At 62.7% G+C, this 14,711-nt stretch carries 10 protein-coding genes; 5 read left to right on the top strand and 5 right to left on the bottom strand.

From position 1 onward, the window contains the following. The first annotated feature begins 1 nt into the window (after position 1). Positions 2 to 757, top strand: coding sequence for a neuraminidase (locus MHX63_RS07325; RefSeq protein ID WP_239387918.1), 756 nt, complete (start codon positions 2 to 4; stop codon positions 755 to 757). Between the two features lie 379 nt (positions 758 to 1,136). On the opposite strand, the gene pgi is transcribed toward MHX63_RS07325, so the two are convergent. Continuing rightward, the gene (gene pgi, locus MHX63_RS07320) at positions 1,137 to 2,834 is read right to left on the bottom strand and encodes a glucose-6-phosphate isomerase (protein WP_239387917.1); all 1,698 of its coding nucleotides are present in this window, start codon (positions 2,832 to 2,834) and stop codon (positions 1,137 to 1,139) included. A 115-nt stretch (positions 2,835 to 2,949) separates the two neighbouring features. Between pgi and MHX63_RS07315 the strand changes: the two genes are divergently transcribed. Beyond that, a complete protein-coding gene (locus MHX63_RS07315; protein WP_239387916.1) occupies positions 2,950 to 4,473 on the top strand; it encodes an NAD-dependent succinate-semialdehyde dehydrogenase in 1,524 nt (507 codons plus the stop codon). A gap of 30 nt (positions 4,474 to 4,503) precedes the next feature. Here MHX63_RS07315 and MHX63_RS07310 read toward each other — a convergent pair whose 3' ends face one another. Further along, entirely contained in the window at positions 4,504 to 5,391 is an 888-nt protein-coding gene (locus MHX63_RS07310; RefSeq protein WP_239387915.1) for an inositol monophosphatase family protein, read from the bottom strand. Between the two features lie 82 nt (positions 5,392 to 5,473). Further along, positions 5,474 to 6,343, bottom strand: coding sequence for an inositol monophosphatase family protein (locus MHX63_RS07305; RefSeq protein WP_239387914.1), 870 nt, complete (start codon positions 6,341 to 6,343; stop codon positions 5,474 to 5,476). Positions 6,344 to 6,373: 30 nt separating this feature from the next. Between MHX63_RS07305 and prfB the strand changes: the two genes are divergently transcribed. Then, positions 6,374 to 7,507, top strand: a complete 1,134-nt coding sequence (prfB, locus tag MHX63_RS07300) for a peptide chain release factor 2 (protein WP_239387913.1) — start codon at positions 6,374 to 6,376, stop codon at positions 7,505 to 7,507. 89 nt (positions 7,508 to 7,596) lie between these two features. On the opposite strand, the gene MHX63_RS07295 is transcribed toward prfB, so the two are convergent. Together MHX63_RS07295 and MHX63_RS07290 are read right to left on the bottom strand one after the other, a co-directional pair. After that, positions 7,597 to 11,073 (bottom strand): bifunctional proline dehydrogenase/L-glutamate gamma-semialdehyde dehydrogenase, encoded by a 3,477-nt coding sequence (locus MHX63_RS07295; RefSeq protein ID WP_239387912.1) that lies wholly within the window; start codon positions 11,071 to 11,073, stop codon positions 7,597 to 7,599. Positions 11,074 to 11,242: 169 nt separating this feature from the next. Continuing rightward, complete coding sequence (locus MHX63_RS07290) at positions 11,243 to 12,865, bottom strand: AbgT family transporter (protein ID WP_239387911.1); 1,623 nt, start codon at positions 12,863 to 12,865, stop codon at positions 11,243 to 11,245. Positions 12,866 to 13,040: 175 nt separating this feature from the next. Here MHX63_RS07290 and ftsE point away from each other — a divergent pair, with 175 nt between their 5' ends. Together ftsE and ftsX are read left to right on the top strand one after the other, a co-directional pair. Further along, positions 13,041 to 13,730 (top strand): cell division ATP-binding protein FtsE, encoded by a 690-nt coding sequence (gene ftsE, locus MHX63_RS07285; protein ID WP_239387910.1) that lies wholly within the window; start codon positions 13,041 to 13,043, stop codon positions 13,728 to 13,730. A 64-nt stretch (positions 13,731 to 13,794) separates the two neighbouring features. Next, on the top strand, positions 13,795 to 14,697 hold the full coding sequence (gene ftsX, locus MHX63_RS07280; RefSeq protein ID WP_239387909.1) for a permease-like cell division protein FtsX: 903 nt from the start codon (positions 13,795 to 13,797) through the stop codon (positions 14,695 to 14,697). Positions 14,698 to 14,711 lie beyond the last annotated feature (14 nt).

Here is a 14,711-nt window from a genome sequence, read left to right as displayed (position 1 = left end):
CATGAAGAAGAACGCAGCTTCCCTGACCCTCGCTGCCGCTATCGGCGTGACCACCGCCTTCGCGGGCGCTGGCAACGCTTTCGCTGATGAAGTTGTTGCCCCTGGCTTCAACCAGGACGTTGCTGTCGCTGAGAACGCGGACGCCTCTGACGCTTCCGCTGCCGAGGCTGACGAAGCTCCGGCTGCCGAGGACGAAGAGCCGTCCACTGACGAAGCCGAGAAGCCGTCCACTGACGAGGCCGAGAAGCCCGCTAAGGACGAGGCTGAGCAGTCCGGCGAGAAGTACGACCTGAAGCCGGAGATCCGCGTCGCTGCTGGCAAGTCTGCTGGCTTCGCAGGCCTGGTTTCCATCTCCGCCAAGAACGTTGGCTCCGAGATCTACTACCAGGACTTCCCGGCTACCTCCTTCCGTATCGACGTGCACACCGAGAAGGGGCCGAAGGGTGTTGACCGCCTGATCACTCCGGGCTGGTTCAATGGTGCATACACTCGCGACCTGGGCTTCGATAAGGACAAGTCCGTCCGCAGCTTCGAGGTTACCCTCTCCAACCCGATTAACCCGGGCGAGTCCAAGCTGCTGGCCAACTTGAACTTCGGCGACGGCAAGACCAAGCTGGGTCGCCTGGAGAACTACATCACCGTAACCCAGACCGGTCGTCTGGAAGAGGACAAGTCCAACTCCAACGACCAGAATGTCGACTCCCGTGAGGTCACCACCACCGACGTTATGCACAAGCCGACCAAGGGGCTGTTCTAGTCTGATCTCTGAACGGATCTCTGATCTCGACGGCTAACTCCGTCTATAAGGCTCCCTGCATTAGCGGGGAGCCTTCGTTTCGTTATCTAGAATTCGCTCGGCCAAAGGCAAATTGTCGGAAATGTTGCATTTCTTTTCTATCGACGCCACCTGTTCCGCCTCTAAATCCTCCTGACCAGCCCTTATATGTAGGTGGAAATAGTTTGCAAGAACGTTTTGCAAGTTTTCCGACTTTTGCCTTACGGGAGTGCAACGTTTCCGACATTTGCCCTGCGGCAGTGCATCGTTTCCGACATCTTGGAGCCGGACAGGCTGGGGTGCAGGGGCAGGCAGAACAGTCGCGGCGTGTAGCGAAGAGCCCGCCCGCCCCAGCTAATCGCTAGCCCCGGTGCTGGCGGTAGTAGGCGATGAGGTCGTCGGTGGAGGAGTCGCCGGCGTCACTACGCTCCTCACCAGTAACCGCAGGCAACAGCGCGTTTGCCTGCTTCTTGCCGAGCTCCACTCCCCACTGGTCAAAGCTGTTGATGCCCCAGATCACGCCCTGCACGAAAACAATGTGCTCGTACAGTGCGATCAGCGCACCCAACGTTTTCGGGGTCAGCTTGTCAGCCAGAATGGTGGTGGTCGGGCGGTTGCCGGGCATCACCTTGTGCGGGATCAGCTCGGGGGCCACACCCTCCTCCTTCAACTCTTCGGCGTTCTTGCCGAAGGCCAGCACGCGGGTCTGGGCGAAGAAGTTGGACATCAACATGTCGTGCATGCTGGTGGTCCCGTCGGCGGCAACGGCATCGTCGTGCGGGTTGACGAAGCCAATGAAGTCAGCCGGCACCAGGTGCGTGCCCTGGTGTAGTAGCTGGAAGAAAGCGTGCTGGCCGTTTGTGCCGGGCTCGCCCCAGTAGATCTCGCCGGATGGAACTTCCACCGGGGTGCCGTCCAGCTGCACGGACTTGCCGTTAGATTCCATCGTCAGCTGCTGCAGGTAGGCGGGGAAGCGCGCCATATCCTCGGAATACGGCAGCACCGCGTGCGACTGCGCGCCCAGGAAATCTGTGTACCACACGCCCAGCATGCCCATTAGCACCGGAATGTTCATTTCCAGCGGTTCGGTGCGGAAGTGGTCGTCGACCTCGTGGAAGCCTTCTAGGAAGCGCATGAAGTCCTGCGGCCCAATGGCGGCCATCAGCGAAAGACCAATGGCGGAATCCACGGAGTAGCGGCCGCCCACCCAGTCCCAAAACTCGAACATGTTCTTCGTGTCGATGCCGAATTCCTGCACTTTCTCCGCGGCGGTGGAGACGGCCACGAAGTGCTTGGCGGTGATGTCACGGATGGCGTCGTCCCCCTCGACGTCCACGCCCTCATCGGCGAGGTTACGCAGCAGCCAGCGGCGCGCGGCGTGGGCATTGGCCAGGGTCTCAGAGGTGGTGAAGGTCTTGGAGGCGATGACGAACAGCGTGGATTCGGCATCCAGCCCATCGAGGGTGCCTGCCACGTCGGCTGGGTCGATGTTGGAGATGAAGTGCGGCGTAATGCCGGCCGTCATGTAGGGGCGCAGTGCCTGTGCGGCCATTGCCGGACCCAGGTCGGAGCCGCCGATGCCGATGTTCACGACGTGCTTGATGGTGTGCCCGGTCACGCCCTGCCAGGAGCCGGAGCGGAGCGCCTTGGCGAAGTCGCGCATGCGGCCCAGCACTGCGTGCACATCGGCGGCCACGTCCTGCGTCTCGTCAGCCCCGCCTAGGATGCTGAACTCCCGATCGACCGGAATGCGCAGCGCGGTGTGCAGGACGGCACGATCCTCGGTGGTGTTGATGTGCTCGCCGTCGAACATGGCGCTGCGGTAGTCTTCCAGGCCGCGGGCACGCGCCAGGTCCAGTAGCAGGCGTAGGCCGCGCTCGTCGATGAGGTTCTTCGACAGGTCTACGTGCAGTGGACCCACGTTGTAGGTCATGTCGCTGGAGCGTCCCGGCTGTTCGGTGAAGAGCTCTCGCAGTTGGGTGCCGCGCGTTGCGTCGGCGAATTCGGTGAGCTTCTTCCATTCCCGTGTCTTATGTGCGGCTTCGCGTTGTTGTGGCATAGGCACAGCTGGGCTCCTTTCGTCGCTGTAATTATCACTTTCCACGGTAGTGGAAAAGGTGCAGGCGCGTGGCGGTCTGCAAGCCTGCTTCCGAAAGGCGCGTATATGTGGGTGCATGACTTCACTCAATATTCCTTCTGAATTCAGCACCACTCTTCAGGTCGCGGGGCTTTCCTTCGAGGTGCCCACGGGGTTGTTCTTAGGTGGGGCCTGGCGCGCCGGGTCTGCCGGTGAATCTATTTCGGTTATTGACGCCGCCACGGGGAAGCCCTTCGCGGATGTCGCTGCGGCAACAGAGGATGATGCGCGGGAGGCCATGGATAAGGCCGTGGAGGTTCAGGTGGACTGGGCCGAATCCACCCCGCGGGAGCGTTCCGAGCTTCTGCGTCGGCTGTTCGATTTGGTGCACGAACACGCGGATCAGCTGGCGGTTCTGCAGTCCCTGGAGCTGGGACGCGCGCTGCCGGATTCCAAGGGCGAGGTAACGTATGCCGCCGAGTACCTGCGTTGGTTTAGTGAGCGTGCGGCGGCTATTGCTGGCGAATATCGCGTCGCCCCGGCGGGCAACGGGCGCATCGTGACTACGCACCGTCCGGTGGGGCCGGTGCTGGCGATTACCCCGTGGAACTTCCCACTGGCGATGGTTACCCGCAAGCTGGCGCCGGCGCTTGCGGCGGGCTGCACCGTGATTGCCAAGCCGGCGCAGCTGACCCCGCTGACGATGCTTTACCTTGCGGAGCTGGGGCGCATCGCGGGCATGCCGGATGGGGTGTTCCAGGTGTTGCCGACGTCTTCGGCGCGCCGCGTATCCGCCCTGTTGGACGACGACCGTCTGCGCAAGCTGACTTTCACCGGCTCCACGGAGGTGGGCCAGGCGCTGGCCGCCACTGCGGCGCAGAAGACGATTCGCACTTCGCTGGAGCTTGGCGGTAACGCGCCTTTCGTTGTGCTGGAGCATGCGGACGTGGACAAGGCCGTGGAGCAGGCTATCGCGGCGAAGATGCGCGGCGCGGGCCAGGTTTGTGTGGCCGCGAACCGCTTTATCGTCCACGAGTCCCTGGCCGAGGAGTTTGAGGCCGGGCTGGTGCAGAAGACGAGCGAGTTCGTGATGGGGCCGGGCACCGACCCGCAGACGACCATGGGGCCGCTGGTCAGCCAGGAGCAGCGCGATGGAGTGCGCGACATGGTGGCCAAGGCTGTCGAGGAGGGTGCGCACGTTGCCCTCGGCGGTAACGAGGCCTTGGAGAAGCTGGGGGAGACTCACCCCAACCTGGACCCGAATGGTTTCTGGTATCCCGCCACGGTGCTTACGGGCGTGACGCCACAGTTTGAGATCGCTAACCAGGAGATCTTCGGCCCCGTTGCGGCCGTGCAGCGCGTCTCCAGCGATGAGGAAGCCCTGAAGGCCGCCAACGACACCATCTTCGGCCTGGCTGGCTATGTGATGGGCGAGGATATGAAGAAGACTCTGCGCTTCGCCGAGCGCATGGAGGCCGGCATGGTCGGCGTGAACCGTGGCGCGCTGTCGGATGCATCGGCTCCGTTCGGCGGCGTGAAGCAGTCCGGCCTGGGCCGCGAGGGTGGCTTCGAGGGGATCGAGGAGTACCTCGACACCGTGTACCTGGCGCTCGACGTCTAGGTCCCGGCTAGGGTCAGGCTCGGTTAGCGCCTATTCGAGGGCGCTGAGCGTGGCCTCGTGCAGTAGGCCGTTGGTAGCTACGGCGGACCCGCCGTGCGGGCCGTCCTGGCCGTCCAGAGAGGTGAAGCGCCCGCCGGCCTCCGTGATGATCGGCGTCAGCGCCGCCAGATCCCAGAGGCTTACCTCCGGCTCGGCGGCGATGTCCACCGCGCCTTCGGCGACCAGCATGTAGGACCAGAAGTCGCCGTATCCGCGCAGGCGCCACGCAGAATCCGTCAGACTGATTAGCTGCTCGCGTTTGCCGCAGTCCGCCCAGCCGGAGAGCGAGGAAATCGCAATCGAGGAGTCCGCGACCTGTGCGACCTTCGAAACCTCCAGGCGGCGGGCACCCACCGACGGCACCCCACGGTCTGCATTGCCTGTGTTACCAGTGGCGCCGGTGTCGCCAGTGCTACCAGTGCCGCCGGTGGCAGTAGCGCTAGCCGGGGTGTTAAACAGTCGCCATGCGCCGGCTCCCTCGGCGGCCCACCAGCGGCGCCCCAGTGCGGGTGCGGAGACGACCCCCACCACGGGCTTGCCGTCGGCCAGCAGGCTGATCAGCGTGGCCCACACGGGCACGCCGCGCACGAAGTTCTTGGTGCCGTCAATGGGGTCGATGACCCACTGGCGCCCGGCAAAGGTGACGTCGCCACCGAATTCCTCGCCCAGCAGTGCGTCCTCTGGGTGATGTGCGGCGATGAGTTCCCGCAGTTCCTTCTCCACGGCGGTGTCTGCGTCGCTCACCGGCGTGAGGTCGGGCTTCGATTCAACGCTCAGGTCGTTCGCCTCGAACCGCGCCATGGTGATCGCGTCGGCGGCGTCGGCCAGCGATAGCGCCAGGGTTAAGTCATCTGCATATGGGGAAACTGAGTCCGTCATGAAACACATGATAACCCCGTGGCGCACGTAAAGCCATGGGAAGAATGTGGCTAGTGTGACGAAGGGGGGTGCGCACTTCTCGCTAGGCTTCGCGCAGCGCCTTAATGGACTGCTCTACCGCGTCTGGCGTCCCGGCAATGAACCAGGTGGTGCCGTCTTTTTCTTCCTTCTTAGCGACGCCCCCAGCGCCCTCCACCAAAGCTCGCCCAGGCAGCCAGTCCCAGCTGGCCACGCTGTGCTGCATCCAGCAGCCGAGCTCGCCACCGGCCACGCAGGCTAGATCGATAGACGCAGACCCCAGCATGCGCAGCGTGGCAAACTGCGTGCTCACGGCCTTCCAGCTGTGCAGCCGGGTGGCGTCCGCGATATCGGTGGGGTGCAGGTAGCCGCCCAGGCAGGTCAGTTCCGCGGTGGTGTTCGGCAGGCTGATCTCGGCGGCGTCACGAGTAGTAGGAATGTTCGGGCCGCCAAACCACGTGTAGCCCATGGCCGGGCGGTGAACGGCGCCGAACAACAGGGCGTCCGGATCATCGGGGGACCCCTCGACCAGAGCCAGGGCAGAGCACCAATAATCTGAACCAGTAGTGAAGTTATACGTGCCATCGACCGGGTCGATCACCCAGGTGCGGCCGGACTTCGACTCCACGGCGGTGCCCTCCTCGCCTAACAGGCCATCGTCGGGGCGGATGGCGCGCAGCGCGTCGGCAATGAACTTTTCGGCTGCGCGATCCGCAGCGGTCACGACATCGCTGACGGACGTCTTCTGCTCCGTTTCCAGACCCGTCTGGCGCATACGCCACGCAAGGCGCCCTGCGTTGTACACCAATGCCTGAGCCAGGTGATGGTCGGAATCGTCGACATGCGCCACGATGAACGTCTTGATGATTGCGTTCAGCATGTCCTCTGGGATCGGGGAAGAAGAATCAGAACCGTTAGTAGCCATACATTCCATTGTGCATGTCGCCGGGTAGACTTGCGCATTATGCAACCGGAAGTTTCTGCAGACCTAAGCGACCTGGACGGCACCCTGACCACCATTGAGAAGGTGCTGGACCTCGACGAGCTGGGCGATCGCGCCCGCGAGCTGGAGGAAAAATCCGCCGATCCTTCCCTGTGGGACGATCCAGACCATGCGCAGCAAGTGACTTCCGAACTCTCCCGCGTACAGGCGAAGTTGAAGAAGGTCACGGGGTTGCGCCAACGCTTGGATGACCTGCCGGTGCTCTACGACATGGCTGAGGAGGAAGCCGGGGACGACCCGGATGCCGCCCAGGAAGCCGTGCAGTTGGCAGACGCCGAACGCGCGGAATTGCGCCAAGAAATTGAATCGCTTGAGGTCACGACGATGCTGTCGGGGGAGTACGACGAGCGCGAAGCTGTGCTAAACATCCGCAGTGCCGCCGGTGGCGTGGATGCTGCCGACTGGGCAGAGATGCTGCTGCGCATGTACACCCGCTGGGCCGAAAAGGCCGGCCACAAGGTGGAGGTCTACGACATCTCCTACGCCGAGGAAGCTGGCATTAAGTCCGCGACCATCGTCATCCACGGCGAATACATGTACGGTACCCTCTCCGTGGAACAGGGCACCCACCGCCTAGTGCGTATTTCTCCCTTCGACAACCAGGGGCGCCGCCAGACCTCGTTTGCTGAGGTGGAGGTGCTGCCAGTGGTGGAGAAGACCGACCACATCGACATTGACGAAAACGACGTGCGCGTGGACGCCTACCGCTCCTCTGGCCCCGGCGGGCAGTCGGTGAACACCACCGACTCGGCGGTACGCCTGACCCACGTGCCCACCGGCATTGTGGTGACGTGCCAGAACGAGAAATCGCAGATTCAGAACAAGGCATCCGCCATGCGGGTGCTGCAGGCGAAGCTGCTGGAGCGTAAGCGTCAAGAAGAACAGGCCGAAATGGACGCGCTGAAGGGCGACGGATCGAACTCCTGGGGTAACCAGATGCGCAACTACGTGCTGCATCCGTACCAGATGGTGAAGGACCTGCGCACGAACGTCGAGGTCAACGACCCCAGCAAGGTGCTGGATGGAGACCTCGACGGATTCCTGGAGGCCGGCATCCGCTGGCGCATGGCGCAGCAGCAGGAAGCGCAGGCCTAGCGCGCCGAGCTGTACGCGAGCGCGCCGGGCCGCGACCGGGCTGGCGGCCGAGCCAGGGCTACGCGCCCGGCCAGGCTCAGCGCTGCGACTTAAGGCGTGAGGCCGTGGATGTAGCCGAAGCGGTGCTCCGTGGTGGAGATCGCCTGCTCGAGTAGCAGCGGCAGCAGCTCGCGGCGGCCATCGGGCAGTACATCCTGATCCAGGATCACGGAGCCGGACTTCGCAGCGGCCTCGTAGAACTCATCCGGAGCCTCACCCAACGAGCGGACGCGCACGGATTGGGCGATGGCGATTTCCTCGGCAAAGTCGCGGTCGGAGGAAGTACGCATCTGCTCGCCGAGCTCGCCCCACTCGCGGGCGATCTCCGGGTTGGCGGAAATATCCAGCTCCGTGCCCGTAGCAGCGGAGGCCAGCTTCAGGCGCAGCAGGTCGCGCGGGTTGGCGCCCTCGGAAACGCGGACGCGCAGCGGCTCGAGCAGCGGCTTGTAGCGGAACACGTTGGACTCCACAACCAGGGCCGTCTTGTCGTGCTCAACGCCGAACTCGGTAGACATCGCGTAGGCATCCGACTCCGCAGCGCGACGCAGCCACACGTGATCGTCCTTGGACAGGGCAGGGGAACCCAGGCCGCGGATCTCGCGCAGTAGCTGCGTGATGTGCGTCGGCAAGGTGCCCGCTGCCAGCTCGCTCAAGTCACCCTCGGTCCACACGCCCTGCTGGGCGACGTAGTTCGGGCCACCGGCCTTCGCGCCGCTGCCCAGGGCGGAGTTCTTCCAGCCGCCGAAGGACTGACGCTGCACGATAGCGCCGGTGATGCCGCGCTCCACGTAGGCGTTGCCGACCTCCACGCGCTCGCGCCAGTAAGCGGTTTCTTCCACGTCGATGGTGTGGATGCCGCCGGTCAGGCCGAAGCCGGTGGAGTTTTGCCACTCGATGGCCTCGTCCAGAGTTTCAGCGTGCATGATGCCCGCCACTGGGCCGAAGCACTCGTGGGTGTGGAACCAGCTGCCCGGCTTCACGTTATCGCGCAGGCCAGGGGACCACAGGGTGCCCTCGTCGTTGAGCTTGCGGGGCTTGACCAGCCACTTCTCGCCCTTCTCCAGCTCGGTCAGGCCGCGCAGCAGCTTGTCGCCCGGCTCCTCGATCACGCCGTTCATAAAGGTGGAGATGTCGGAGCCCGGGCCGACCTTCATGGAACGCACCGCATCGACCAGCTGGTTGATGAAGCGCTTGGACTTGCCGATCGAACCGACGGTGATGATCAGCGAGGCGGCAGAGCACTTCTGGCCCGCGTGGCCATACGCAGACTTGAAGATATCCGCCACCGCCAGATCCGGGTCCGCCGCCGGGGTAACGATGATCGCGTTCTTGCCGGAAGTCTCCGCGTTAATGACCATGCGCGGCTTCCAGCCGCGGAACAGCTTCGCGGTCTCGGAAGCACCGGTCAGGATCACGGACTCGACATCCGGGTGGCTCACCAGACGCTTGCCGGCCTCCGCCTCGTCGGCGTTGACCAGCTGCACCAGATCCTCGGAAATGCCAGCCTCACGCAGAATCTCCATGAAGACCTCCGCGATGCGCAGTACCTGCGGAGCAGGCTTGATGATCGCGCAGGAACCGGCAGCCAGCGCGGCGAAAACGCCGCCCAGCGGGATGGCGATGGGAAAGTTCCACGGCGGGGTGATCACCACGGATTTGTACGGGGTGAACACCGAGCCGCGCACGTGGTCTAGCTGGCGGGCGCTCTCCGCGTAGTAGCGGGCGAAGTCGATGGCCTCGGAAACCTCGGGGTCGGTCTCGGCGACGGTCTTACCCGCCTCGAAAACCGCAGCCGAAATCAACTTCGAGCGGTTGTTGGCCAGGGCGTGTGCCGCCTGGTCCAATAGCTCTGCACGCTCCGCGCCGGTCTTCTGCGACCATTTCTTGGAAGCCTCGCGGCAACGGGCGACGGCGGCGTCAATAACCGCAGGGTCAGTAACCTCCGGGGTCTGGGCGGGGCCAGGATCGCTCGACGGATCGACGATCTGCAGTGCCCACTCGCGGTTGGCGGGCAGTGTCGGGTCGGTGTCGGGCTCATTGACGAAGTTGCCGGGTAGGCCGTCGGACTGGCAGCCCTTCTTCTCGGCCTCTTCCTCCAGACGGTTCTGGGTTCGACGCGAACCGGCGAAAGTCTCCCAGCGGTCGCGCACGGAGTTGCGGAAGCGCAGCTCCTGGCCTTGCATCGGGGTCATGCCGGTGACGTCGGTCTCGTCATCCTCCGGGGTGAACAGTGCGTAGAGGAAGTTCTGCTTTGCACCGTTTTCCTCTAGGCGGCGCACCAGGTAGCTGATGGCCACGTCGAAGTCTTCCTTCTTGACCACCGGGGTGTACAGGATCATATTGCCCGTGACGTCGCGCACGGCCGCGGACTGTGCTGGGGACATGCCTTGCAGCATCTCAGCGTCCAGCTGGTGCTCCACGTTGCGAGCGACGGACAGCTCGTGCGCGAGCGCCAGGTGGTACAGGTTGTGCGAGGCCACGCCGATACGCAGGTTATCTGCGTGCTCGGGCTGCAGCACCCAATCCAGCAGGCGGATGTAGTTGGCATCCACTTCCGCCTTCGTCAGGTAGGGGGCCTGCGGCCAGTCGTGGACCTCCGAATCCACGCGCTCCATGGAGAGGTTGGCGCCCTTCACCAGACGCACCTTGATCTTCGCGCCGCCCTTGGCACGGCGCTGCGCGGCGAACTCCGCCAGCTCCTGCAGCGCGTCGAAGGTGTCGGGCAGGTAGGCCTGCAGCACGATGCCGGCCTCCAGGCTCTGGAACTCTTCCTCGTCCAGCAGTTCAGTGAACAGCTTAAGAGTCAGATGGAGGTCCTTGTACTCCTCCATGTCCAGATTGATGAAGGGGTGCGGGTCGCGCTTCATGGCCTGGCGGTACAGCGGGCGTAGGCGATCCTTCAGACGTTCGATGGAGCCCTCGAAATCCCAGTGGTTCAGCTGGCTGACCACGGAGGAAGCCTTGACGGACACGTAGTCCACCCGCGGGTTCTTCAGCAGGTCGAGGGTGTTATCCAGGCGGCGCTGTGCCTCAGCCTCGCCAAGCACGGCCTCGCCCAGCAGGTTGAGGTTCAGCTGGAAGCCCTTTTCGCGGTAGTCGTCCAACATGCGGTCCAGCGCCTTGGATTCCGCATCCAGCACCAGGTGGCCAACGGTGGCGCGCAGGTAGGAGCGCGCGATCGGCATGACGATATTCGGCAGCAGTGGGGCCGCGATGGAACCGGCGGTAACCAGGATGGAATCGACCAGGCTCATGAATCCCGGCACCGGCTCGGTGCGCTTGAACGGGTTGGCAATCTTGGCGAACTCCTTGGCCGAAACTTGGTTGTCCTCAGGGCGGGCCACGCGGTCGACGAAGGCGAAGGTGAATTCCACGCCGTCGGGATCGTGCACCATGTCTGCCAACTGCTTCGTGGAAGCAGAGGTCTCTTCGATCTCGAGCCATTGCTCGGCGCGGTGGATGGCCTTGGTGACTACCGCTTCGACATCGGAGCTATTGGGTAAAGGAGTATTAGCCTGGCTGTTCAACGCCGACCTCAATTCTTAGATCCTTGGCCAAGGCGCAATGTGGAACCCTGGCCAAGTGGTGTGCAGGGTACATTTTCCACACTAACGATAAGGTTCTGGCAGGGCTAGCACGGGGCTGAACCTAAGTTGTGCGCCAGCCCAGCTCAGAACCAGCGCCGGGGCTAGGGCGCTACGGCGCCGGGTAGTCCATCGGGGTGCCGGGGCCGAGTGGCAGGCCGATCATCCACCAGAGGGCGAAGAATAGGAACCAGCCAACCAGCATGGCGATGGAGTACGGCAGCGCCAGCGACATCAGCGTTCCGATGCCCGCCTTCTTGTAGTAGCGCTGCAGGAAGGTTAGAGCCAGGGCGAAGTACGGGCTCATCGGGGTGATGATGTTCGAGGGAGAGTCGCCGATACGGAACAGCATCTGGGTGACCTCGGGGGAGAATCCGACGTACATGAACATCGGCACGACGATCGGTGCCATTAGTGCCCACTGGGCGGAGCCAGAAGTGATGAAGAGGTTCACCAGCGCCACCAGGATCACAAAGGCGCCGAAAAGCAGCAGCGGTGGAAGATCGGTCTTCTGTAGCAGCTCTGCGCCCTTAATGGCGGTCCACGCGCCCAGGTTGGATGCCTTGAACCAGGCGAGGAACTGGGATACGGCGAAGAACAGCACCATCATCGGCAGCAGGGTCTTGAGGCCGCGCGCCATGAAGTCCGGGACGTCGCTGGCCTTCGTGATGGACTTGATGCCCAGGCCGTAAACCAGGCCGAGGATCAGGAAGGCAGCGCCGATGGGGACGGCTACTGCGGTGATCAGGGGGCTGGACATCACTTCGCCGTTTTCGCCTTGAAGCGGCGATCCCGGAACAAACAGCAGTGCGAAGTAGATGGCTGTCATGATTACGGCGACGATGGTGGTGTTCTGCAGTGCACGCGTCTCGTCGACATCGAGTTTCAGTGCAGCGGTGATCTTTTCCTGCGGTACGTCTCCGGCGAGCTCGTCATCGCCGTCGCGGCCGGTGTTGAAGGTGACCTCCGAGTAGTCGATCTCGTCGTGGTCAACAAGGTCTAGGGCGCGCTTTTTCATGTACAGTTCCGTCACTGCCGTGATGATCAGCGCCAGCACGACCGCGCTGACGGCTACGAAGAAGTAGTTGGCCAGCGGAGAGACGAAGTACTCGTCGTCCACGATCTGAGCCGCCGAGGTAGAGATGCCACCCAGCAGAACGTCGGTGATGTTTAGGATCAGCGAGGAGTTAAACCCAGCTGAGGATGCGGCAAAGGCCACCATCGCGCCGACGATCGGGGAACGGCCTACTGCGCGGAAGGACACTGCGCCCAGCGGAATGAGGATCACGTACACCGCATCGGAGGCTACAGAGCCCGTTACACCTGCCAGAGCCACAACAAAGGTCAGAAGTGTCGGCCCGACCCTTGATACGGTTGCGCGTACCACCGCGCTAATCAGGCCGGAGTGCTCTGCCACGGCCACACCCAGCATGACCGTAATAATCAGACCCAGCGGTGGGAAGGTTACGTAGTTGTCCACCACGCCCGAAAGGATCTCCTTGAGCCCGTCAGAACTCAGCAGGTTGACGATCTCTACCTTCTTGCCGTCTTCTGGGTTCGTGGCGCTGAGCCCCATCTTGTTGAAGATGAAGCTGGAGACGAGCACCAACCCGCCGAGTATGACGAATAGCCAGAACGGGTCGGGGAGTTTGTTGCCGACTTTCTCGATGAATCCGAGGAAGCCCCCGGGTTGATTGCTCTTTGTAGTCTCTTCTTTGCTCTTCGTGTCGCTCATGGGCTTTTCTCTTCTTGACGCCTAACTCTTCAACCGGGTTGGGTTGCGACTTTACATTCTGGGGTGACTCGGGACAGCGGAAGCCTAAAAACAACCAAGCCACACGAAACCCTATGAGTAACAACAGTCACTTTGGACTATCTTTACCTCACTGGTTTCGCTACACTGTGTGCTCGTGATCACCTTCGAAAACGTAACCAAGAGCTATCTGTCTTCCGGGCGGCCGGCCCTGGACAACATCACCCTGGACATCGAAAAGGGCGAGTTCGTCTTCCTTATCGGCCCCTCCGGCTCCGGTAAGTCCACGTTTCTGCAGCTCATTCTGCGCGAGGAAGAGCTAGATTCGGGGGACTTGCACGTCGCCGGCTATCACGTGAACAAGATCAAGGGGCGGGATGTGCCGAAGCTACGCCAGCGCATTGGCTATGTCTTCCAGGACTTCCGCCTGCTGCCGAAGAAGACCGTCTTCGACAACGTTGCCTTCGCCCTCGAGGTCATCGGCAAGAAGCGCGCGGAAATTCAGCACTTGGTGCCTGCGGCGTTGAAGACCGTTGGTCTCGACGGAAAGGAAAACCGCTTCCCGCACGAGTTGTCGGGTGGTGAACAGCAGCGCGTGGCGATCGCGCGGGCGTCCGTAAATAAGCCTTTGGTCCTGCTGGCGGACGAGCCGACAGGCAACCTGGACCCCGATACTTCATCAGAGATCATGATGCTGCTCAACCGCATTAACCAGAACGGTACGACCGTGGTGATGTCCACCCACGACGACGTGGCGGTGGACTCCATGCGTAAGCGCGTGATCGAGCTGTCGAAAGGCAAGCTCGTGCGCGACGACGAGCTCGGTATGTACGGCGTGGGCCACTAAAGCGGAACTGCAAGGGAACAGTACGGATCAGTAGAGATCAGTAGGGAACAGTAGGGAAACATTAATGAAGACCAACTTTGTGTTCCGCGAGGCGTTTTCGGGCCTGCGCCGCAACATGACGATGACGATCGCGATGATCATCACCACCTCCATCGCGCTGGCGCTGCTGGCCACCGGCTTTCTGCTGAGCGCGATGACGGAGCGGACGAAGGACATCTACTTCGACCGCATCGAGGTGATGGTGCAGCTCGACGATAAGATTTCGAGCTCCGACCCAACGTGTGCCTCTCCGGAGTGCTCCGAGATTAAGCAGCAGCTGGAGGGTGACGAGGCGGTGAAGTCCGTGACGTTCCGTAACAAGGAGCAGTCTTACGAGCGCTTCGTGGAGCTGTTTGGCGACTCCGACCCGCAGCTGGTGGAGCAGACGGAGAAGGATGCGCTGCCCGCCGCCTTCCATGTGCGCCTGGCTGATCCGGCGAACTCCGGCCCCATTGACGCGCTGCGGGATAATCCGGTGGTGACGAACATCGTTGATCAGGGCGAGAACCTAGAGGCTGCGATGCGCAACCTGGACTCCATCCGCAACGCCTCCTTTATCGTGGCCGCGGTTCAGGCCATCGCCGCGATCTTCCTGATCATGAACATGGTGCAGATCACCGCCTACTCGCGCCGCAGTGAGATCAGCATTATGCGCATGGTCGGCGCTTCGCGCTGGTACACGCAGGCGCCGTTCGTCCTGGAGGCCATGATGGCCGCCCTGATCGGTGCGGTGCTGGCGGTTGGCGGCATGTTCGCCGCGAAGATCCTGGTGGTCGACCGCGCCTTGAAGGCCGTGTACGACCAGCAGCTCGTGGCGCGCGTGACGAACAGCGACTTGTGGTTGGCTGCGCCGTTTGTGGTGCTGGTCGGCGTGGTCGTGGCAGCGATCACCGCGCAGGTCACCTTGCGCTGGTATGTGAAGAACTAGCACTGCGCCTGCGC

The organism is Corynebacterium sp. ACRQK (assembly GCF_022345965.1).
Lineage (GTDB): Bacteria > Actinomycetota > Actinomycetes > Mycobacteriales > Mycobacteriaceae > Corynebacterium.
This window is presented reverse-complemented; position numbering and strand designations above follow the sequence as displayed.

What these genes read in the sequence shown, in the direction of transcription:
- MHX63_RS07325 (WP_239387918.1), top strand. Translation starts at nt 2, where the DNA reads ATGAAGAAGAACGCAGCTTCCCTGACCCTCGCTGCCGCTATCGGCGTG.
- pgi (WP_239387917.1), bottom strand. Translation starts at nt 2,834, where the DNA reads ATGCCACAACAACGCGAAGCCGCACATAAGACACGGGAATGGAAGAAG.
- MHX63_RS07315 (WP_239387916.1), top strand. Translation starts at nt 2,950, where the DNA reads ATGACTTCACTCAATATTCCTTCTGAATTCAGCACCACTCTTCAGGTC.
- MHX63_RS07310 (WP_239387915.1), bottom strand. Translation starts at nt 5,391, where the DNA reads ATGACGGACTCAGTTTCCCCATATGCAGATGACTTAACCCTGGCGCTA.
- MHX63_RS07305 (WP_239387914.1), bottom strand. Translation starts at nt 6,343, where the DNA reads ATGGAATGTATGGCTACTAACGGTTCTGATTCTTCTTCCCCGATCCCA.
- prfB (WP_239387913.1), top strand. Translation starts at nt 6,374, where the DNA reads ATGCAACCGGAAGTTTCTGCAGACCTAAGCGACCTGGACGGCACCCTG.
- MHX63_RS07290 (WP_239387911.1), bottom strand. Translation starts at nt 12,865, where the DNA reads ATGAGCGACACGAAGAGCAAAGAAGAGACTACAAAGAGCAATCAACCC.
- ftsX (WP_239387909.1), top strand. Translation starts at nt 13,795, where the DNA reads ATGAAGACCAACTTTGTGTTCCGCGAGGCGTTTTCGGGCCTGCGCCGC.